Source organism: Arsenophonus nasoniae DSM 15247 (assembly GCF_000429565.1).
GTDB classification, from domain to species: Bacteria; Pseudomonadota; Gammaproteobacteria; order Enterobacterales; family Enterobacteriaceae; genus Arsenophonus; species Arsenophonus nasoniae.
In genome coordinates, this window is the sequence record NZ_AUCC01000042.1 from 1 (window position 1) to 22,104 (window position 22,104).

Annotated in this window: 23 protein-coding genes; 10 read left to right on the forward strand and 13 right to left on the reverse strand. The window is 36.8% G+C overall.

Annotation, left to right across the window (positions count from 1 at the left end):
• Positions 1-67: 67 nt before the first annotated feature.
• Positions 68-799: a glycerophosphodiester phosphodiesterase family protein gene (locus G468_RS20470; RefSeq protein WP_081700657.1), complete on the forward strand. Its 732-nt coding sequence runs from the start codon at positions 68-70 to the stop codon at positions 797-799.
• Positions 800-853: 54 nt separating this feature from the next.
• Here the strand turns inward: G468_RS20470 and nqrM are convergent, their stop codons facing one another.
• The 8 genes from nqrM to G468_RS0110115 form a co-directional block, all read right to left on the reverse strand.
• A complete protein-coding gene (gene nqrM, locus G468_RS0110080; protein WP_026823017.1) occupies positions 854-1,081 on the reverse strand; it encodes a (Na+)-NQR maturation NqrM in 228 nt (75 codons plus the stop codon).
• 10 nt (positions 1,082-1,091) lie between these two features.
• The gene (locus G468_RS0110085) at positions 1,092-2,123 is read right to left on the reverse strand and encodes an FAD:protein FMN transferase (RefSeq protein WP_026823018.1); all 1,032 of its coding nucleotides are present in this window, start codon (positions 2,121-2,123) and stop codon (positions 1,092-1,094) included.
• Positions 2,124-2,193: 70 nt separating this feature from the next.
• Positions 2,194-3,420, reverse strand: a complete 1,227-nt coding sequence (gene nqrF, locus G468_RS0110090; RefSeq protein ID WP_026823019.1) for an NADH:ubiquinone reductase (Na(+)-transporting) subunit F — start codon at positions 3,418-3,420, stop codon at positions 2,194-2,196.
• A 15-nt stretch (positions 3,421-3,435) separates the two neighbouring features.
• Entirely contained in the window at positions 3,436-4,032 is a 597-nt protein-coding gene (gene nqrE, locus G468_RS0110095; RefSeq protein WP_026823020.1) for an NADH:ubiquinone reductase (Na(+)-transporting) subunit E, read from the reverse strand.
• Positions 4,033-4,040: 8 nt separating this feature from the next.
• Positions 4,041-4,670, reverse strand: a complete 630-nt coding sequence (locus G468_RS0110100; protein ID WP_026823021.1) for an NADH:ubiquinone reductase (Na(+)-transporting) subunit D — start codon at positions 4,668-4,670, stop codon at positions 4,041-4,043.
• Positions 4,663-5,487 carry a Na(+)-translocating NADH-quinone reductase subunit C gene (locus tag G468_RS0110105; protein ID WP_407062017.1) on the reverse strand — a complete coding sequence of 275 codons (825 nt, stop codon included), beginning with the start codon at positions 5,485-5,487 and terminating at the stop codon, positions 4,663-4,665. The genes G468_RS0110100 and G468_RS0110105 overlap by 8 nt, the downstream gene beginning before the upstream one ends.
• Positions 5,453-6,691: an NADH:ubiquinone reductase (Na(+)-transporting) subunit B gene (locus G468_RS0110110; protein WP_026823023.1), complete on the reverse strand. Its 1,239-nt coding sequence runs from the start codon at positions 6,689-6,691 to the stop codon at positions 5,453-5,455. Before G468_RS0110110 ends, G468_RS0110105 begins: the two co-directional genes overlap by 35 nt.
• 4 nt (positions 6,692-6,695) lie before the next feature.
• The gene (locus G468_RS0110115) at positions 6,696-8,039 is read right to left on the reverse strand and encodes a Na(+)-translocating NADH-quinone reductase subunit A (protein ID WP_026823024.1); all 1,344 of its coding nucleotides are present in this window, start codon (positions 8,037-8,039) and stop codon (positions 6,696-6,698) included.
• A 425-nt stretch (positions 8,040-8,464) separates the two neighbouring features.
• On the opposite strand from G468_RS0110115, the gene G468_RS0110120 reads away from it, so the two are divergent.
• Entirely contained in the window at positions 8,465-9,217 is a 753-nt protein-coding gene (locus tag G468_RS0110120) for a L,D-transpeptidase family protein (RefSeq protein ID WP_034249737.1), read from the forward strand.
• Here G468_RS0110120 and G468_RS0110125 read toward each other — a convergent pair.
• Positions 9,188-9,955, reverse strand: coding sequence for a class II glutamine amidotransferase (locus G468_RS0110125; RefSeq protein ID WP_026823026.1), 768 nt, complete (start codon positions 9,953-9,955; stop codon positions 9,188-9,190). The two genes, G468_RS0110120 and G468_RS0110125, sit on opposite strands and share 30 nt — an antisense overlap.
• A gap of 93 nt (positions 9,956-10,048) precedes the next feature.
• Positions 10,049-10,627, reverse strand: coding sequence for a D-sedoheptulose 7-phosphate isomerase (gene lpcA / locus G468_RS0110130; protein ID WP_026823027.1), 579 nt, complete (start codon positions 10,625-10,627; stop codon positions 10,049-10,051).
• Between the two features lie 241 nt (positions 10,628-10,868).
• Here lpcA and fadE point away from each other — a divergent pair, with 241 nt between their 5' ends.
• Positions 10,869-13,328 carry an acyl-CoA dehydrogenase FadE gene (fadE, locus tag G468_RS0110135; protein ID WP_026823028.1) on the forward strand — a complete coding sequence of 820 codons (2,460 nt, stop codon included), beginning with the start codon at positions 10,869-10,871 and terminating at the stop codon, positions 13,326-13,328.
• A 31-nt stretch (positions 13,329-13,359) separates the two neighbouring features.
• Here fadE and lysA read toward each other — a convergent pair whose 3' ends face one another.
• On the reverse strand, positions 13,360-14,637 hold the full coding sequence (lysA, locus tag G468_RS0110140) for a diaminopimelate decarboxylase (protein WP_026823029.1): 1,278 nt from the start codon (positions 14,635-14,637) through the stop codon (positions 13,360-13,362).
• A gap of 122 nt (positions 14,638-14,759) precedes the next feature.
• Here lysA and G468_RS0110145 point away from each other — a divergent pair, with 122 nt between their 5' ends.
• The 3 genes from G468_RS0110145 (at position 14,760) to G468_RS0110155 (ending at position 17,625) form a co-directional block, all read left to right on the forward strand.
• Positions 14,760-15,692: a LysR family transcriptional regulator gene (locus tag G468_RS0110145; RefSeq protein WP_026823030.1), complete on the forward strand. Its 933-nt coding sequence runs from the start codon at positions 14,760-14,762 to the stop codon at positions 15,690-15,692.
• Positions 15,693-16,086: 394 nt separating this feature from the next.
• Positions 16,087-16,959, forward strand: coding sequence for an MBL fold metallo-hydrolase (locus G468_RS0110150; protein ID WP_026823031.1), 873 nt, complete (start codon positions 16,087-16,089; stop codon positions 16,957-16,959).
• Positions 16,960-16,974: 15 nt separating this feature from the next.
• Positions 16,975-17,625, forward strand: a complete 651-nt coding sequence (locus tag G468_RS0110155) for a DsbA family protein (protein ID WP_026823032.1) — start codon at positions 16,975-16,977, stop codon at positions 17,623-17,625.
• A gap of 135 nt (positions 17,626-17,760) precedes the next feature.
• Here the strand turns inward: G468_RS0110155 and G468_RS0110160 are convergent, their stop codons facing one another.
• On the reverse strand, positions 17,761-18,135 hold the full coding sequence (locus tag G468_RS0110160) for a DUF4354 family protein (protein WP_026823033.1): 375 nt from the start codon (positions 18,133-18,135) through the stop codon (positions 17,761-17,763).
• A gap of 132 nt (positions 18,136-18,267) precedes the next feature.
• Positions 18,268-18,954 carry a prepilin peptidase gene (locus tag G468_RS20475; RefSeq protein WP_051297040.1) on the reverse strand — a complete coding sequence of 229 codons (687 nt, stop codon included), beginning with the start codon at positions 18,952-18,954 and terminating at the stop codon, positions 18,268-18,270.
• Between the two features lie 257 nt (positions 18,955-19,211).
• On the opposite strand from G468_RS20475, the gene rsmE reads away from it, so the two are divergent.
• The 4 genes from rsmE to ruvX all read left to right on the forward strand — a co-directional run bounded on the left by rsmE (position 19,212) and on the right by ruvX (position 22,093).
• A complete protein-coding gene (gene rsmE, locus G468_RS0110170; protein WP_026823034.1) occupies positions 19,212-19,943 on the forward strand; it encodes a 16S rRNA (uracil(1498)-N(3))-methyltransferase in 732 nt (243 codons plus the stop codon).
• A gap of 9 nt (positions 19,944-19,952) precedes the next feature.
• A complete protein-coding gene (gene gshB, locus G468_RS0110175) occupies positions 19,953-20,918 on the forward strand; it encodes a glutathione synthase (RefSeq protein WP_026823035.1) in 966 nt (321 codons plus the stop codon).
• Between the two features lie 192 nt (positions 20,919-21,110).
• On the forward strand, positions 21,111-21,674 hold the full coding sequence (locus G468_RS0110180; RefSeq protein WP_026823036.1) for a YqgE/AlgH family protein: 564 nt from the start codon (positions 21,111-21,113) through the stop codon (positions 21,672-21,674).
• Entirely contained in the window at positions 21,674-22,093 is a 420-nt protein-coding gene (ruvX, locus tag G468_RS0110185) for a Holliday junction resolvase RuvX (RefSeq protein ID WP_026823037.1), read from the forward strand. The genes G468_RS0110180 and ruvX overlap by 1 nt, the downstream gene beginning before the upstream one ends.
• Positions 22,094-22,104: the final 11 nt, after the last annotated feature.

Below are 22,104 nucleotides of genomic sequence, written 5' to 3' on the forward strand. Positions count from 1 at the left end.
TAAAGGTTACTTTTACTTTTCGGGTCATATTTATACCTATAAGATTTTGCTTAATTATAAGCTATAAATCTCTACAGTTTTATTAGACCACTACACCGTACAACTTTCCAGTGATAAAGTTCCTATATTATATCGCCCATCTGATTTAAATACCCTAACCAATAGAAGTGGCCCGGTGTCCTCTTACCGTGCACAACAACTTATGAAGGCTGATGCTGGTTACCGTTTCGGTTCCCGTCATAACCATCTCTATTGTAATAAAGGTATAGTCATTCCTACATTGAAGCAAGTACTGCAACAGTTTCGGGCAACCGATTTCTATATTGATCTGAAATCTCCCGATGCCGATCCTTACGAACAAGCACAAGCGATTGAAAAAGTTTTAAAAGAAGAAAAAGCTTTCCGACGTACTCGCTTTTATTCCACCAACGAAGCTTTCTTAAATGCTTTATCTGAGTATGTACAGCGTTTTGAAAGTCGTGATGAAACCCGTGATATTCTGGCTAATATTACCATGAATCACCATTGTCTGATTGATAAAAGAATTAATACTCAGCGCTGGTATGGACTGGAACTGCGACGTAAAGTCGAAGTTGTAGAAAAATATACTCTCGGTGAAGCTCGTTCATCGTCAGATTTAGTTTGGGATCATGAAGCAATGAAATGTTTTCGTGCCAGTGGTGGAGCACACATCGTTTTATTTGGCATAAAAGATGAAGCTGATTATCAACTGGCTAAAGAGCTAGGTGCAGACGAAGTTATGGTCGATTCACCTAAATATTTTAAAAATATAAAATAATAAAAAACAAAATATTAATAATCTCGTTATTACTATTAATAACGAGATTTTTTATCAAATAATACGGTCGTTCATCTGTTGTTGTTTTTTACGGTTTTCCATAGCCATACGCTTCTTACGAAGATCACATGGCTGCGGGCAATCGCAAACTTTTTCAATGCCTATATTACTTAACCCACCACAACTTCCTTGAATTTCCTTGCGTTTAATAATATAGCCAAGAGACATAGCAATAAAAGCAAGTAGAAAAAAAAACAAAGTAGCGATAAATATTGTTAACATATAACCTCCGCTACATTTTTTTTACTAAATAAGGTTTAAATGCCGAACTATAACGTTCTTCGAAACCTTTATTAGTCGTAACGACCATGAAAACCGGTAAATTTAAACGTTCCGCTAATTCCATTCCTTTTTCAGCCCCCAACACATTTATGCCAGTAGATAAACCATCTGCCATCATGCATGTTGGAGCGATAACAGTAATAGATATTAAATTATGAATAATCGGTCTACCAGTCTTTGGATCAATAGTATGTGAATAAAAAATACCATCTTGTTCAAAATAGTTACGATAGTCACCAGAGGTAGCAACTGACATATTCCCAGGCTCAATAATTTCTTGTACCGACTGTTCTAGTCCTTTATCCGAAGGTTTTTCAATTGCAATACGCCACGCTACCCCTTTGCCATTATGGCCTTTCGTCCGCACTTCCCCACCAATATCGACCATATAATTATGAATATTTTGTGACTCTAAATATTCTGCTATAACATCAACGCCATACCCTTTAGCGATAGCTGAGAGATCTACATAAAGTTGAGGTATTTTTTTTATCAGGCTATTACCATCAATTGCAAGTTTATCAATACCAATCAACTGCCGACGCAACGCCAGAGTCTCTTCCGGCGGTGATTTGGTTATTCTGCCTTCTGGGCCAAATCCCCATAAATTAACTAATGGCCCGATAGTAATATCGAGCGCACCATTGGTTAATTTATTAATATGAATCGCTTCTTTAATCACTGTCATCATGGCTAGCGACACAGGAAATGGTGTATTTACATGTTGAAATTGATTAAATTGGCTTAATTCAGATTTAGGGCGGTAAGTTGACATTTGATTGTTAACTTCTTCTAAACGACTATTAATGTCATCACGCAATGTTTCCCAAAAAGGATGAGATGATTCATTGACATACTTAATGACATAGTAAGTCCCCATCGTTTGCCCTTGAATACTCTTTTGCTCTGTTTCAAAACAACCACAAAGCATGAAAATAGTAGATAAGGTAATAATCCAATTGAATAATTTATTTTTTAGCATAAAATTTTTTAAGAGTATTAAGTCCATATTAACTCAACGATTATACAATGAGTTAAAATACAGGAAAGTATCAACCACCAAAATCATCTAATAAAATATTTTCATCTTCAACACCTAAATCTTTAAGCATTTTAATAACTGCGGCATTCATCACAGGAGGACCACACATATAAAACTCACAATCCTCCGGCGCTGGATGATCTTTCAAATAGTTTTCATATAAAACGTTATGAATAAAGCCTGTATAGCCTTGCCAGTTATCTTCTGGCATGGCATCTGATAACGCAACATGCCAGGTAAAGTTTTCATTTTCCGCAGCCAGTTGATCAAAGTCTTCAACATAAAACATTTCACGTTTTGAACGAGCACCATACCAAAAACTGATTTTTCGTTTAGAATTTAAGCGCTTTAATTGATCAAAAATATGAGAGCGCATTGGCGCCATACCAGCCCCACCACCAATAAAAATCATTTCCGCCTTGCTGTCTTTAGCGAAAAATTCACCAAATGGCCCAGAAATAGTGACTTTATCACCGGGTTTTAATGACCAAATGTAAGAGGACATAATTCCGGGAGGTAAATCTGCGGCTTTTGGCGGTGGTGTTGCTATCCTGACGTTTAACATGATAATTCCATGTTCTTCTGGATAATTTGCCATTGAATAAGCTCTTACTGTCTGCTGTTTTACTTCAGAGACATAACGAAATAAATTGAATTTATCCCAATCTTCACGATACTCATCAGGCACAGCAAAATCAGCATAAGAAACTTTATGTGGCGGACATTCGATCTGAATATAGCCACCTGCCCGAAATGGGACAACTTCTCCGGCTGGAATTTTTAATTTCAATTCTTTAATGAAAGTTGCTTTATTCTCATTCGAGATAACTTCACACTCCCATTTTTTTACCCCAAAAATTTCTTCAGGTAATTCGATTTTCAAATCCTGTTTTACATTAACCTGACAAGCCAAACGACATCCTGCTCTAGCTTCTCGTTTATTAATATGGGTGAGTTCAGTAGGCAGGATATCACCACCACCCTGCTTGATTGTCACCCGACATTGCCCACAAGAACCACCACCTCCACAAGCAGAGGAAACAAAAATGCCCTGATTGGACAACATATTTAATAGCTTATCACCTGCTGGAGCAGCAAAACTCTTTTTAGGGTCACCATTAACTTCAATTTTTACATCCCCCGTGTTTACTAACCTAGATTTGGCAAATAAAATCATTGCCGTTAGAATCAACACAATTAGGGTAAACATGACGACACCAAGAATAATAATATCCATGAATTATTTTCACCCTTATAACTGTACACCGGAAAAAGACATAAAGCCCAATGCCATCAAACCAGTAGTGACAAAGGTGATGCCTAAACCTTTCAAACCCGATGGAATATCAGCATATTTCATTTTCTCACGAATAGATGCCAATAAAACAATAGCTAGCATCCATCCCAATCCTGAACCAAATCCATAAACAATAGATTCACTAAAATTATATTCGCGCTGGGCCATAAACGAGACACCACCAAAAATCGCACAATTAACGGTTATTAATGGTAGAAAAATACCTAATGCATTATAAAGGGCGGGAAAATAACGATCCAAAATCATTTCTAAAATTTGTACCAATGCGGCAATGACACCGATAAAAGTTATGAAGTTTAAAAAACTTAAATCAACCCCTTCTATTAGGGCACCATCACGTAAAATGAAATTATAAACTAAATTATTCGCTGGTACGGAAATACCCAGAACAACAGTAACTGCAATTCCTAAGCCGAAGGCGGTTTTGACATTTTTAGAAACGGCCAAAAATGTACACATACCTAGAAAAAAGGCAAGAGCCATGTTTTCAATAAACACAGCTCGAACAAACAAGCTGATATAATGTTCCATTGCGTCTGTTACTCCTTTTCAACCTGTGAAGGTTTTAATGTGCGCAGTCCCCAAATCAACATACCAATGATGAAAAACGCGCTTGGTGCAAGCAGGAACAAGCTATTTGGCTGATACCAACCACCATTCTGAACCGATTGCAGAATAGTAATACCGAACAGTTTACCTGAACCAAATAGTTCTCTTAGGAAACCAACTAAAATTAAAATAGCGCCATATCCCAAACCATTACCAATACCATCCATAAAACTTTCAATTGGTGGCGATTTCATTGCATAAGCTTCAGCACGTCCCATGACGATACAATTAGTAATAATTAAACCGACAAATACTGAAAGTTGCTTAGAGACTTCATAAGCGTAAGCACGCAAGATTTGATCAACCACGATAACCAAAGAAGCAATGATGGTCATTTGAGCAATAATTCGCACACTACTAGGAATATAATGACGAATCAGTGAGATAAAAAAGCTAGAAAAACCGGTCACTAAAGTCACAGCAATGGCCATCACAAGGGCAGTTTCTAATTTAGTAGTTACCGCCAAAGCCGAACAAACACCTAGAACTTGCAATACAATAGGATTATTATCCAATAAAGGTCCAATTAGCACGCGTTTAATCTCTTTACTATCAGCCATGATTTAACTCTCCTTTGCGTACTTTATCCAGAAATGGACCGAAACCATTATTACCCAACCAGAAATCAAACATTTTCTGGATACCATTTGATGTCAGTGTTGCTCCTGATAGACCATCGATGCTAGAGGGATCATCTATTGCTCTACCACGTACAATTTTTATCGCTGGTTTCCCTTGTTGATTGTAAAGCTTTTTACCAATCCATTGGGCGCGCCATTGTGGATTATCCACCTCTCCACCTAGACCTGGCGTTTCACCATGCGAATAATAAGTTATACCACGTGATGTGATTCCATCTATATCAACAGCAATAAAAGCATACATTACCGACCATAAACCAGAACCATAAACTGGCAAAACAAGTGCCGTGGTTTTACCATGATCATCATTGACTAAATAAATTTCTGCCGAGTTGGCTCTATAACGAATTTTAGCAACGTCCTGTTCTGGTGATAACACCATTCGTGTTTCATCATTACGTAGTTGATTATTAAGATCGAAGTTGCCATTACTATTTGATATTTCAGTTGTTTTGAAATTCAAAATTTTAGCGCTAATACGAGTATTATAAAGAGATTGTATCTCTTCAGCTGACATTTTGGGCTTGAGTAAACCGGCAACATCAAGAATATTACGTTGTTTATCTAATAACTTTTGTGCTTGCTGTTTAGATTTCAAACCTACCGCTGCACCAGATACAACTACTGAACACACTAAACACAGAATAAATACCACAAGAAATGTTCTGCCGATGCTATCTTTTGAATTTTTTATTTTATCGTTAGCCACGGGCTTTTCTCCGTTTAATATTTGCATGAACGACTAGATAATCAAACAGAGGCGCAAATAAGTTGGCAAACAAAATCGCCAACATCATCCCTTCTGGATAAGCAGGATTAATGACTCTGATGAGAACACACATTACACCAATCAACATGCCATAAGCCCATTTACCTTCATTAGTAAAAGAGGCGGAAACAGGATCAGTTGCCATAAACATCATGCCAAAAGCAAAACCGCCTAGCACTAAATGCCAGTACCAAGGCATCACAAATAATGGATTAGTCGATGATCCAATCGCATTAAATAGATAAGACATTGCCATCATACCTATCATTACACCAGCAACGATACGCCATGAAGCTATTCGGCAAAATAAAATCAACGCCCCACCGATTAAGATCATTAATGTTGAAACTTCTCCAATCGAGCCTGGAATATTGCCCCAAAAAGCATCCATCCAAGTAACAGGCTGATGTGTCACATTATTTATTAATGCATGATCTCCACCTCTAGCCCATTGCGATAATGGCGTAGCACCAGAAAAACCATCTGTCGCTGTCCAAACTAAATCACCTGAAATTTGCGCTGGATAAGCAAAAAATAGAAATGCACGACCCGCTAAAGCTGGATTCAAAAAATTACGCCCAGTACCACCAAAAATTTCTTTCGCCACAACAATACCAAACGTAATACCTAATGCCGCCTGCCAAAGCGGTATAGTAGGCGGTACAATAAGGGCAAACAGAATCGAAGAAACAAAGAAACCCTCATTGATTTCATGACCACGGATCAACGAAAATAATACTTCCCAAAACCCACCAACTAAAAAAACAACCATATAGATAGGTAAAAAATATACCGCACCAAGCAACATTTTACTTGCCCAGCCTGCCTCTGGTGTTAATGAAGCGCCCAAAAACTGAGCGACGCTATAATGCCAATCAGAACCCAGGATCTTCTGCAAATCAGCTTCACTATGTAATTGATAAAGAGCTGGAATTGCTTGTGCGCCAACATTATACATTCCCCAAAACATGGCTGGAAAAACGGACAACCAGACTAGAATCATCATTCGCTTTAGGTCAATACTGTCACGAACATGCGAACGCCCGCGTGTGATTGTGCCCGGAGTATAAAAAATAGTCGCCACTGCTTCATAGAGCACATAGTATTTTTCTAGTTTTCCACCGGGTTCAAAATGACGTTCATACTTTTCAAATAAATTCTTTAAGCCCATGTAGTTAACCTTCTTGCTCAATTCTGGCCAATACCTCACGAAGTACAGGACCATACTCATATTTGGCTGGGCAGACATAGGTGCACAGCTCCAAATCTTCCTCATCCAGTTCCAAACAACCAAGTTGCTGAGAGCTGGCTAAATCACCAACTAGCAGATCGCGTAATAAATGGGTAATCATAATATCAAGCGGCATAATACGTTCATAATTACCAATCGGAACCATAGAACGTTCACTACCATTGGTCGTCGTGGTGAAATTAAACTGTTTATTTTTCAGGAAATGGCCAAGTGTCGTGCGGGTAATAGTAAACTTATCTATTCCGGGTACAATCCAGCCAAATAACTCTTTTTCACGTCCTTCACTCAATACCGAAACTTGATTATGGAACCTGCCCAAATAACCTCGTGTATCATCACATTTATTACCCCATAAAATTGACCCTGAGATAATTCTATTTTCTCCTATTTTTAGTTCACCATCGGTTAATTCATAGAGATCTGCGCCTAAACAAGTCCGAACTAAACGTGGCTTTTTAACTTGAGGTCCAGCAAGTGAGATAATGCGATCCGTATAAAGATGTCCCGTAGTAAAAAGTTTACCAATCGCAATCACATCTTGATAATTTAAATGCCAGACAGTTTTCTCTGTACTAACCGGCTCTAGAAAATGGATATGGGTACCCACTAACCCCGCAGGATGTGGACCAATAAATTGCTTATAAATAATTTGTTTATTGTCAGTTAACTTGACTAAGTTACCGTCTCCATGGCAAACATAAATTTTTCCTTCGGTTAATTTAGTTAATATTTTCAAACCATCATTAAAAGCCGTTTCCTCCACTGCAATAATCAACGAGGGATCAGCCGCCAGTGGACGCGTGTCCATTGCCGTAACAAAAATTGCTTTTGGGCTAGTACCTGGAACTGGAGTACGGCTAAAAGGGCGTGTCCGCATCGCTGTCCACAAACCTGACTGAAGTAAATTAGCTTCTACTTGTTGAGGCGTTAATGTATCAAGTTGATTATTATCATAATGGTTAAATACAATTTGTTCATCGCCATTAATTTCAATAACAATAGATTGAAGTACTCGGCGTTCACCCCGATTGATTTTTATGATAGTGCCACAAGCCGGGCTGGTGAAAAATACGCCTGGATTTTTCTTATCTTCGAAAAGAATTTGCCCCTTTTTAACTTGCTCACCTTCCTTCACCAACATTGAAGGACGCATCCCTATATACTCTTCACCCAACACTGCAACATGATGAATGACAGGGCTATTCGCTACCACTTGAGCGGGCACTCCTGCAATCGGGAGGTTGAGTCCTTTTTTAATTTTAATCATAAGAATTGCACAAGTTTACCAGTTAAACCCTAAGCTAACGATTTCAAATGAAATCAGATAGCAACCAATAATCAAAAGGCTGTTGAATAATTGAAACAAGCCAGCTAATGAATCTCCACTAATTATTACAATTTACCTATTATTTTAACGAAGATGATTTTATCAGTTCCCTGGCTTGCTGTCTGATACAACAAGTGATTTAGTTCAAGCAAATAAGAATAAATTTTTTATTATTTTGAGAACAATTCGCAAATAACGATCATTTGAATCATCTTTTTCGATGGATATTAGAATTTTTAGCAAAATAAGCCAAAAATGGCAGGAGACAAAATTATTAATTTTTAATATAAAAAACTACAATACAAATGTATGATTAATATTTGTGTACTTTTTTTGTACAATAACTCACTTTTGTATGGAAGCTTATGAAACGCACTTTTTTTATTAGCATAGGGATCTTTTCCCTCTCATTTTTTATCAGTAATAGCTACTCAGCGTCAAGGCCATTTTATCCATTAGATATCAGTAATAACGGCAAAAAATTCTTAAATAATTCACTATTTATTCAAATTTTTAAAGAAGAAAGAGTACTTGAACTCTATACTAAAAATGAAAAAGGTTTATTTTCATTGGTGAAAAGCTATCCAATCTGTAATTTTTCTGGCGGGTTGGGACCTAAGACAAGACAAGGTGATTTAAAAAGTCCAGAAGGATTTTATCGCATCACACGCTCACAATTAAAACCTGATAGTAAATATTACCGCGCTTTTAATTTAGGTTTCCCTAATGAATATGACCAAGCCCATGGCTATACTGGTTCTTATTTGATGGTACATGGTGGTTGTAGGTCAATTGGCTGCTATGCAATGACTGATCGCTATATAAATGAAATCTATCGTTATGTGGAAAATGCATTACACAATGGCCAATATGAAATACAGGTCAATATTTATCCATTTAAAATGACATCTGCCAACATGAATCGCCACCGCAATTCACGTTACTATACGTTTTGGCAGCAACTGCAACCTGCATATGAATATTTTACTAAAACAAATCAATTGCCGGTAATTAATATTCAACAAGGACAATACTTAGTAAACAAATTTCCTAACCATCAATTATCACCAGCTATAGCAGGTGAAAGATTACAGTATGCGCTTACCCAAATGGAATAAAACAAAACTACCCGGCTGTATTCTGTGCCAATTCTCATTGCCAGTTAAAGGCTGGGTTGCAATCACTGATACGATATCAGTGGTTTGAGTATGTTGCTGAAAATCAATTTCAATATCATTATCAAGCAACCTTGCCTTACCAAAAGGTGCTTTGCGTGTAAGCCAATGCAAATTAGTCGAGCAATACGCCATCATGTATCGTCCATCTGAAATCAACATATTAAATACCCCCATCAGGTTTAATTGATCAGCAAGCTTGGCAATAAACCGATATACAGTTAACCAGTTAGTCGGTTTTTTAGCATATTTTTCTGACAATTGATTTAAAATCCAACAAAACACCCACTCACTATCTGTTGCTCCAATAGGTCGATAATGCCCTACAGGTAATTTTTTATAACCTTTAAGTTGGCCGTTATGTGCATAAGTCCAATTTCTTCCCCACAGTTCTCTGGTAAAAGGATGGGTGTTTTCTAATAAGACCTCGCCCCGATTTGCCTGGCGAATATGTGCAATAACTGCCTCTGATTTAATCGGATATTCTTGCACAAAGCGCACAATAGGCGACTGATAGCAAGGTTTGGGATCTTTAAATGTTCGGCACCCTCGACCTTCATAAAAAGTAATCCCCCAACCATCCTTATGTGGCCCAGTCTGGCCTCCTCGAGGGATAAGACCACTTAAACTAAAATTAATATCTGTCGGGACATTAGCACTCATACCAAGTAATTCACACATAATGTCTCCTTTATGCCAGAATGAAATTTCTAAATTTAAACATATTCAGGCAAAATAATCCCATCGCCTATCCGGCAATATTGCATAGCAATGCTATTTTTCCATCTCTTTTTCTATTAACTGAATTAAGATATGGATCACTTTAATATGAATTTCTTGGATGCGATCGGCATAGCCAAAATGAGGTACACGGATCTCAATATCAGCGGTTCCTGCCATTTTCCCACCCTCTTTACCTGTCAATATGATCACTGACATCCCTTTAGCACGCGCCGCCGCGATTGCCTTAATGATATTGCCAGAATTACCTGACGTTGAAAGCGCAAAGAGTACATCACCTTCTTTACCCACTGCCTCTACATAACGAGAAAAAACATAGTCATAGCCAAAATCATTACCAACGCAGGAGAGATGACTCACATCAGAAATCGCAATGGCTGGATAACCCGGCCGATTTTCACGATAACGTCCGGTTAATTCTTCTGCAAAATGCATAGCATCACAGTGTGAGCCACCATTGCCACAAGATATTACTTTTCCTCCCATTTTAAAGGCATTTGCCAACATGATCGCGGCCTGCTCAATCGCTTCAATATTTTCTCTATTTTGAAGAAAATTCTTCAATATCACCGCCGCTTCTTCTAATTCAGCACAAATAAGCTCCTGGTACATCATTTTTACTCCTAATAAAAATATTATTTTTTTCAACAATCCCAGTGTAACGGATTAAACTTTATGAAAGAAGTATCAAAGATACTTATCATAACTCAGTTAAGCTCAATAAATAATTTGTGAACTACATTGTAATTAACATGTAAAAATATTGATAAATAAAATTACATAGATTAAAGATAAGAAAAAACACAGATATGACCTCCGATGACTTAGTTTAATCATAATCAGGAGTACCATGATGGCTCTACTCACTATTTTTCTATTTATTGGTTTAATCGGAATTCTTTGTTATCACAAAGCAAATCTACTATTCAGTAGCCTACTTATACTTGCTTATTGTTTAATTATGGCTAGTACTGGTTTATGGTATTATTGGACGTTATTGCTCGCGGCAGCGATACTATTTCCGCTTGTCTACCTGCCAATACGCCGCTCATTCATTTCAAGCAAAGCCTTACAAATTTTTCAGAAAATCATTCCCTCGATGTCAAAAACCGAGAAAGAAGCCATCGAGGCGGGCACAACCTGGTGGGAAGGCGACTTATTTCAAGGTAAGCCAAACTGGGATAAATTACATAATTATCCAAAACCACAATTAACAACTGAAGAACAAGCTTTTCTAAATGGCCCAGTTGAAGAAGCATGCCGTATGGCTAATGACTTTCAAATTAGCCATGAACTAGCCGATCTACCCACTGAATTATGGCAACATTTAAAACAACACCGTTTTTTCGCTATGATCATCAAAAAAGAGTATGGTGGTCTCGAATTTTCTGCTTATGCTCAAGCACTGGTATTACAAAAATTAGCTGGGGTTTCCGGCATATTAGCCATTACTGTTGGTGTACCTAACTCATTAGGCCCAGGCGAGCTTTTACAACATTATGGCACCGATGAACAAAAACAACACTACCTGCCTAGACTAGCTCGTGGTGAAGAGATCCCTTGTTTTGCATTAACAAGTCCTGAAGCTGGTTCTGATGCTGGAGCCATCCCTGACACCGGTGTTGTCTGCATGGACGAATGGGAAAACCAACAAATATTAGGCATGCGTTTAAATTGGAATAAACGTTATATTACCTTAGCCCCGGTAGCTACTGTATTAGGGCTAGCATTTAAACTTTATGATCCTGATCATTTATTGGGCGATATAACCGATCTTGGCATTACCTGCGCTTTGATCCCTACCAATATTGATGGGATAGAAATTGGCCATCGCCATTTTCCTTTGAATATTCCTTTCCAAAACGGTCCTACACGCGGTAAAGATATTTTTGTGCCAATTGATTGTATTATCGGTGGTGCCAAAATGGCCGGCCAAGGCTGGCGTATGTTAATGGAGTGTCTTTCTATTGGTCGTGGCATTACTCTTCCCTCTAACGCAACGGGTGGCTTAAAAAGTGTCGCCATGGCGATCGGTGCATATGCTTATATTCGTCGTCAATTCAAAGTACCCATTGGAAAAATGGAGGGTATTGAGGAGCCTTTAGCGCGTATCGCTGGTAATGCTTATTTAATGGATGCCGCTTCAACGTTAATTACTACAGCAATTATATCTGGCGAAAAACCAGCCGTCCTCTCTGCTATTGTGAAATATCACTGTACACATCGAGGCCAAAGAGCAATTATTGATGCAATGGATATTGCCGGCGGTAAAGGTATTTGTATGGGCCCTACAAATTTCCTCGCTCGGTTTTATCAAGGGGCTCCTATTGCGATCACTGTTGAGGGCGCCAATATTTTAACACGAAGTATGATGATTTTTGGCCAAGGAGCTATTCGCTGTCATCCTTACATTTTGCCGGAAATAGCCGCAACACAAAATAACGATATTGCCGCTTTTGATAAATTACTATTTAGCCATTTGAGCCATACAATAAGTAACCTATTCCGTAGTTTCTACTTAGGTATAACTAACGGCAGAACAAGTAAAGCACCAACAAAAGATAACACTCGCCGCTTCTATCAACAATTAAATCGACAAAGTGCCAACCTCGCCTTACTGGCTGATATTTCTATGGCTGTATTAGGTGGTGGGTTAAAACGCCGTGAACGTATTTCTGCCCGTTTAGGCGATATTTTAAGTCACCTCTATTTAGCATCAGCAACACTAAAACGTTTTGAAGATGATGGCCGCCCAACAATGGATTTACCAATTGTTGAATGGGTAATAAAAGATTGTTTGTTTCAATCAGAGAAAGCCATGCAAGCACTGCTACGTAACTTTCCGAATCGCCTAGTAGCTACGTTAACCCGTATTATCATTTTCCCTTTAGGTTATCGTTATGCACCACCTAGCGATCAACTTGATCATAAACTAGCAAAAATTATGATGACACCATCAGAAATACGTGATCGCATTGGTCGCGGTCAATATATGATACCCAGTGAGCACAACCCTCATGGCATAATTAATACTGCATTATTAGATATTATTGCCGCCGAGCCAATATTCGAACGCTTGGTTAGCGAAAATGCACATAAACCGCACTTTACCAATTTAGATAAACTTGCCGAGCAAGCACTTGCTGACGGTAAAATTACCCAGCAAGAAGCTGACATTTTACGTAAAGCAGAAGCCAGCCGTTTGAGATCAATCAATGTTGATGAATTTGAATATGATGCCCTGGCTGTGGCTAGTAAGAAATCTGATAAACAGAAAAATAGTTCGCCATTAAATAAAGAGCAAGCAGCTTAATTCTGGATCTTGCAGGGAGCTATTAAGCTCCCTAATCACTAGTTATCAAACATGTTTCTAATGCCAATAACTCTGCCAATGTTTGACGCCGACGAATTAATTTTGGCTCACCATTTAAATACATTACTTCAGCAATTAGTGGGCGACTATTATAATTAGAAGACATAGAAGCACCATAAGCACCAGTATCATGAAAGACTAAATAATCTCCCACATAAATTTCAGGTAATAAACGAGGGACAACAGCGCCGTTATTTGCCTGTGTAAAGACATCACCAGATTCACATAAAGGACCAGCAACTAATGTTTCACGTAAATTTTCATTGGTAAGATCTCGATTATCCGCTGCTAACACAGAAATATGATGATAACAGCCATACATAGTAGGACGCATAAGATCATTAAAACCACTATCAACTAATATATAATGATTTTTACCCATTCTTTTTACTGCCCTAACTTCAGCTAAAAGCACACCTGATTCTGCAACCAAATAACGACCAGGCTCAATTTCTAGTGTTATAGGGTGCCCCAAATACGCTGAAATACGTTCACGAGCACCATGCCACAAGGCAAAATAATGGTTAATATCAATTCGCTCTTCAGCTAAATGATAAGGGATCGACAATCCGCCACCAGCAGAAATAGCTTGTATATCACAACCACTTAAAATGACCTGCTCTACCATTGCGTCACAGACTTTAGCCAGGTGACAATAATCAACCCCAGAACCAATATGCATATGCATCCCCACCAGCATTAACTGATATTGATTAATTTTTTCAATTGCTAATGGCAGATCACTAAACCAGATACCATGCTTACTATTTTCTCCACCGGTATTGGTTTTTTGGCTGTGTCCATGGCCAAACCCAGGATTGATACGTAACCAAATAGGATGATGTCGTTTGGCTTTTCCTAATTGAACGAGCATATCAATTGATCCGACATTAACCGGAATATCTAACTCTATTACCCGCTCAATAGTTTGCTTTTCAATGACATCTGCCGTAAATACAATTTCAGCTTTTTCGCTTCCAGGACGAAAGCCTGCCACTAAGGCCCTTTCAATTTCACCTAATGATACAGCATCAACTTTCACACCTTGTTCACGCATCAAACGCAAAATATGAATATTGGAGCATGCTTTTTGCGCAAAACGGATCACATCAAATGCGCTCAACTGCTTAATAGCCTGTGTAATAACTTCGCTATCATAGATCCAGATAGGGGTTCCGAATTGAGTGGGTAGTTTAATTAATTGTTCTGCTGTCAAATATCGACTTGTAGTGGTTGCAAATGTTGTCATTAATAACCTTAATTTATTTTTTCATTTTTTATTATTATTAATAGAAAAAATAGGGATTAAAAATATCTATTTAGCTATAGTTTATTCATATTGGATATAGTTAATCGCAGCGAGTTATGTAAATGAAAACTTTTTCCTGGCGCCATATAGAAATTTTTCGCGCGGTCATGACCACCAAAAACTTAACCGATGCAGCCCAATTACTTAGAACATCTCAGCCTACTGTCAGCCGTGAAATTAGTCGTCTAGAAAAACTGTTACGATTTAGGTTATTCGATAGGATCAAAGGACGGCTATTACCAACCGCTCAAGGATTAAGGCTATTTGCAGAAGTCGAACGTTCTTATTATGGATTAGAAAGGATCTCTAATATGGCAGAAATTATTAGGCAATTTAGAGATACTCAGCTCTCAATTGCCTGCTTACCGGTATTTAGTCAGTCGCTATTACCTAGAGTCTGTAAGCAGTTTCTGCTTGATTACCCAGAAGTTAACTTCACTATTACCTCTCAAGAGTCACCTATATTAGAGGAATGGCTTTCGGGGCAACATTATGATCTCGGTTTGACAGAGAATCGACAGATACCCACCGGTACCTATGGCGATATTTTAACTAGCCTCAATGAAGTCGTTGTTTTACCTCGTATGCACCCATTAAGTAAAAAAAAATATTTAACTGCTAAAGACTTTAATAATGTTGCTTTTATTAGTCTCTCAATTACCGATAATTATCGACAAGCAATTGATACATTTTTTGCTGAACAACATATTAGCCGGCGAATGATAATGGAAGTGCATAATGCTGCCTCTGTTTGTGCGATGGTAAGGGAAGGATTAGGGATTTCAATCGTCAATCCATTTACCGTTATTGATTTTTTACAACATGATCCTGATAGCCTTTGTACCAGACCTTTTATTAAATCCATTCCTTTCACTGTCAATTTAATTAAACCAATGCATCGGCCATCTTCTGAACTTAGCGAACGATTTATTCAATGCCTAAAAATGACTATTAAAGAATTTGAAATGCAGTTGCTCAATGCTTTTCATTATTGATTATTTTTAATCTGATCCATCAACCAAATTAATTTTAAAAATTAAATAATAATTCTTAATCTTACTGACTTATTTTTGTAATTAACATATTGATAAATAAAATAATTAGATTATTTTTTTAATTAATTTATAAGATGTTATGCTAATTCAATTTGATCATCTCGTCAGTTAACTGTTTTATTGCTTAATTGTCGATCAACAGTAATACTATTTTGTAAATAGGGAAAATTTGCCAAGTTAGCAACTAAAATACGCTTTGCAAGTGAAATTGTGTTGTTATCCTGTTTGGATACGCATTTTATGCAACAACTTACTGTTAATTGTGTTATTTTTTCCAATTTTTTACCATTTGCTATGAGTGATTAAACATTCATTCAGTATTAAGGAAAACATTATGAAAGTTGGTTCCATCATCACTATGGCTGTTCTTTTTACTTTCAGCACATTAGTTCAAGCCACAAATTTAAAAATGTCAGTCTATAACCCTGGTGAAAAAAGTATTTTTCCGGTTTCTTCTGAAATTATTAGTGGCGAGCATGAAATAATTCTTATTGATGCACAGTTTCAAAAAAATGATGCGGAAGAATTAGTTAATCGTATAAAAAAACTAAATAAAAAACTAAAAACAATTTATATTAGTCATTCTGATCCCGATTATTATTTTGGGCTAGAGGTTATTACTAAAGCTTTTCCTAATGCAAAAGTATTAGCAACAGCCGAGACTGTTAAAGCGATAAAGGCGACCAAAGAGGGTAAACAGGCCTATTGGGGGCCTATATTGAAACAACAAGCACCAACTAAAATTATTGTTCCTGATGTGTTACAAGGTAATACATTAGTGGTTGATGGTGAAAAAATTAAAATTCAAGGATTAAAAAGCGCTGCGCCTGATCGTACTTTTGTTTGGATTCCCAAACTTAGAGCTGTTGTTGGTGGCGTTCTTGTCTCTGACAATATTCATGTCTGGACAGCTGATACTCAAAACAAAGCATCTCGCCAACACTGGCTACAATCCCTTGAAAGTATTAAACAACTTAAGCCAAAAGTCGTTATTCCCGGACATTATCTTGAACCCTCGGCAAAAGATATTGCCACCGTTACTTTTACAGAAAACTATTTGAAAAAACTAGAAAAAGTTTTAGCAAAGAGTAAAAATTCAACTGAAGTCATTGACATTATGCGACAAGCTTATCCAAATTTAAAAGAACCTGCTAGTCTCGAATTGAGCGCCAAAGTATTGAAGGGCGAAATGAAATGGCCGCAATAATTTCGCGAGGAAAACATGTCATCAATAACCTTACACTATATTTTTGATCCTTTCTGTGGTTGGTGTTATGGCGCATCTCCATTGATAGAAATTGCCGCTAGTCAGCCAAATATTAAACTACAACTACATGGTGGTGGTATGCTGACAGGTTACAACCAAGTAAAGATAGACGATCAATGGCGTCAATTTTTGTTAGATACTGATAAGCAGATCGCCAGTATTACTGGACAAACATTTGGTGATAATTATCACCAATTGTTACAACAAAATGATGTAATACTAGATTCATTACCACCGATAACAGCAATTATTACTGCTGATGAATTAGCAAATAAAGGTTTAACAATGTTAAAGGCCATCCAAACAGCGCATTATATTGATGGTTGTCGAGTTAGTGACGAAGACACTTTGCTGCAATTAGCACAACAGATTGGTCTAGATAAACAACTATTTCAACAAACTTTTTCTATGAATAAAGATGAGCCAACCAACAAACATATCCAATCAAGTCGTACCTTATTACATCAAGTTGCTCGTTCCGGTTTTCCGACCTTAATTGCTCAACATAATGAAAACCTAATGGTAATAAATTTAGATAAATATTTTTCTCAACCACAGTTATGGCAAAAATATCTGCAAAATTTATCGACAGCTTATTTATCATAAAATTTATTTATATCTTTCCATGGATGGAAATGGACTAAAAATTATTTAGTGAACGTAAGAATAAATTTAAACTTATTAAAATGGCATCTTTAATAATTTAACGCAGCTTGTTTAAAGTTAAGCTGCGTTTAATGATTACTTACAATTATCGGTTAATTTAACCATTGCTGCTTTAGTAATATCACGATTAATAGAAGCAAATACAATCATACCTTTTGCATTTTCGTTATTTTTTAGCACCTTATTATGTAAGTTCTCATCAATGGTATCAACTTTGAATTCTCTTGAACCTAAAAAAGCTTTGAAACAATATTTAGACAGATCAAGCTCTTTTTCCGACAAATTAGCAACCATTACATCAAATTTTTTTGTATAATAAGATTTCTTCGGTGTAGAAATACTACCAGCTTCTTTTTGAGAGGCAAATACCGTAACACCATTTGGCACTGATGCCATAATTGAAAATGAACAACAGAAAAGAAAAGATAATAGCAAACTTGCTTTTTTCATTTGAACTTTCCTCATATTTTATTTAGTGAGTTAAAAGTACATAAAAATTAATAATGTCTTTTTTCATTAAAAATATCAGTTTAAGTTTAACAGATATTACCCGATAGCCCCAAATAGCAGCATGCTAACTTGTTAAAGAATAATTTTTATGATCCAATCCTCTTTAAAATATTTAATCAACATTAGACTAATACCTGCGCTGGCTAATGCGGGTCCAAAAGCAATTTTATCTGGTTTATATCGTATTTTGATCCATAAAAAAACATAATTAAGTAAGCCCAGGCAAGCAGATAATAACATTAAATAAGGTAAAATATATATGCCTAACCAAGCGCCATAAGCTGCAACAAGTTTAATATCTCCTTGCGCTAATCCTCGACGCTTGATAGCTAATTTAAAAAAACCATAAATAAACCAAAATATTAAATAACCAATTAAGGCACCATAAATAGCTAATAACAACTGCTCATTAGATTGCATAGCATGAAAAAGCAATGCTAATACAATTAATGGGTAAACTAATAAATCTGGCAAATAGCCTGTGTGATGATCAATAAAAGCAAGTAATACACTAAACCAGACGAAAAAAAGTAAAATCACCCTATGGTTAAAGTCTGAGATCAGCAAAAAAATGATACTCAAAGGAATAAAAAGAGTGATAAAAAGGAGATATCCACTCAGTGAGCCCTTTAATCTATAATTAAATAGATAAAGGGGTAAATAATTAATTAATAAATGGCTTAATGGTAATAAAATAATCGTTATAATAAACGCTTGTATCAGCGGCCAATACGAAAAAGTAGTGAGCCATGTTGCCATCTTCAAATTCCTTTTTGAAAAATCCTCATTAGTCACTCAGCATTCTTTCCCAATATCTATAAATAAAAAAGCAATGCCTTATAACAGTTCTACAATAAATATTAACAATAATCTGGTTGTGAGCGAATTTTTGCGAATTAGTACGCAAAATAAAAACGGAAAATCAATAGCTAACGAGACAACTTGCTAGTTTATTTTCCCATCTCTATTATAGGCACAATATTTTGCTAGCATTGAGTTTATAAGGAAGCATGACTATGCGCGTTCCTCGGATCTATCATCCTAACCCATTAGAATCAGGGGCAATAATACAATTAAGCGATAATGCTACTAACCACGTTAGTCGAGTTCTACGTATGAGTGTAGGACAAAATATTGAGTTATTTGATGGTAGTAATTCTATTTTCATCGGGCAAATACTTGAGGCTAATAAAAAGTCAGTTAAAATCCAGCTCGGCTTGGCGACAATAGCTAACAGAGAATCCCCTTTAGATCTTCATCTTGGACAAGTCATTTCTCGCGGGGAAAAAATGGAATTCACTATTCAAAAATCAGTAGAACTTGGTGTTAATATCATTACTCCACTTCTTTCTGAACGCTGTAATGTTAAATTGGATCCTAGGCGACTTAGTAAAAAGCAACAACAATGGCAGAGTATTGCTATTTCTGCTTGCGAACAATGTGGACGTAACAAAATCCCCTTAATTCGTCCAGTAATGCCTATTGAAGCTTGGTGTATGGAAAAAGATGATGCATTAAAAATTAATCTCCATCCTAAAGCTCAATCAAGTATTAATACACTACTTGCATCTGTTAATAAAATCCGTTTACTCATTGGTCCAGAAGGTGGACTTTCACCGGATGAAATCATAATGACAACTAATTACCAATTTACTAATATCCTACTTGGACCTCGGATATTAAGAACAGAAACCACTGCGTTAACTGCAATCACGGCATTACAAGTTCGTTTCGGCGATCTTGGTTAAGGAGACAAAATGATCAAATTAGGTATTGTGATGGATCCCATTTCAACCATAAAAATTAAAAAAGATAGTAGTTACGCTATGCTATTGGAAGCACAACGCCGTGGATATGAAATTCACTATATGGAAATGGGCGATCTCTATTTATTACAAGGCGAAGCATACGGGCATACTAAGCAACTGATCAACATCCAACAAGATACTACGCCATGGTATGAATTTGGTGCAGAGCAAGATATTGCGCTAAAAAATCTTGATGTGATTTTAATGCGCAAGGATCCTCCCTTTGATACTGAATATATTTACGCCACTTATATTCTTGAAAGGGCAGAACAAGCGGGTAGTTTAATTGTTAATAAACCTCAAAGCCTGCGGGACTGTAACGAAAAACTATTTACTGCCTGGTTTGCTAAGTTAACGCCTGATACGTTAGTCACCCGGAATAATAAAAAACTGCGTGAATTTCATCAAAAACATGGTGATGTCATCTTTAAACCCCTGGATGGAATGGGTGGCGCGTCTATTTTCCGGCTAACAAAAGATGATCCCAATGTCAGCGTCATTATTGAAACATTAACCCAACATGGACAACGTTTCTGTATGGCTCAAGATTACTTACCTGCTATCAAGGAAGGTGATAAACGGGTGTTGGTTGTTGATGGTGAACCTGTTCCTTATTGCTTAGCTCGGATTCCGGCTCAAGGCGAAACGCGGGGAAATCTAGCTGCAGGAGGATATGGTGAAGCGAGACCATTGACAGGAAGTGATTGGAAAATTGCTAGAACGGTCGCACCTATATTAAAAGAAAAAGGATTAATTTTTGTTGGCTTAGATATTATCGGTGATCGCTTAACCGAAATTAATGTCACCAGCCCTACCTGTATACGTGAAATTGAAGCCGCATTTTCAGATATATCAATTACTGGTATGTTATTTGATGCAATAGAAAAACGCCTAACTGCAAAAATAGAAAATTAACAAATAGCTAACATTATGGTTAACTGAATAATAAAATAGAATACTATAAATGTTTTCTACTGTTATAAAATACGAATATCGTGCAGTTAACCTACGATAGAATTTATACAACCTAATATTTTTGATTAATTATTTTTTATCGCTTAATTCAGCTATATTTTATTGATAATTCAGGAAAATAAGTTTAATAATATGAATTTACAAAACCACTTTCTCATCGCCATGCCAACGTTATTAGATCCGTTTTTTCAAAAGTCGGTGGTTTATATCTGTGAACATAATGAAAAAGGTGCTATGGGTTTAGTTATCAATAGACCAATTGAACAAATTTCAATCAATAGTATATTGAAAAATTTAAACATCAAAACCACAGAATACGATCATATAACTGAATTAAGCCAACCGGTTTTTTCTGGTGGCCCGATCGCAGAGGCGCATGGTTTTATTCTACATTCGCCACAAAATGGTTTTCATTCTACCTTAAAGCTTTCTGATGAAATTATGATCACAACGTCAAAAGATATTCTCGAAACTTTAGGCACAACCAAACAACCAGAAAAAACACTTATCGCCTTAGGATATTCAAGCTGGGAACAAGGGCAACTGGAAAAAGAGATGATGGAAAATAATTGGCTAACCGCCAAAGCAGATAGTAATATCATTTTTCACACACCTATTACCGAACGCTGGCGTGAAGCTGCTGCTTTAATTGGGATTGATATTTACAATATTTCAAATCAAGCGGGTCATGCATAATGGCAAATAGAACAATTATCGCCTTTGATTTCGGTACTCTGAGTATTGGCATCGCCATCGGGCAGGAAATTACAGCAACTGCCCGTCCTTTAACAGCATTAAAAGCCAAAGATGGTAAGCCAAACTGGTTAGAAATTGAAAAAATATTACAAGAATGGCAACCTGAACTGGCTATTGTTGGACTACCTCTCAATATGGACGGAACAGAGCAACCGATAAGCAATCAAGCTCGTAAATTTGCTAATCGCCTGCATGGGCGCTTTGGTATCAAAGTTACATTACACGATGAACGACTAACAACGATAGAAGCGCGAGCACAACTATTTAATCAGGGTGGTTATCGGGCTTTAAATAAAAGCAAAATTGATTCCATTTCTGCTGTCATTATTTTAGAAAGTTGGTTTGAACAACATGCTTAGTCATGCATAAT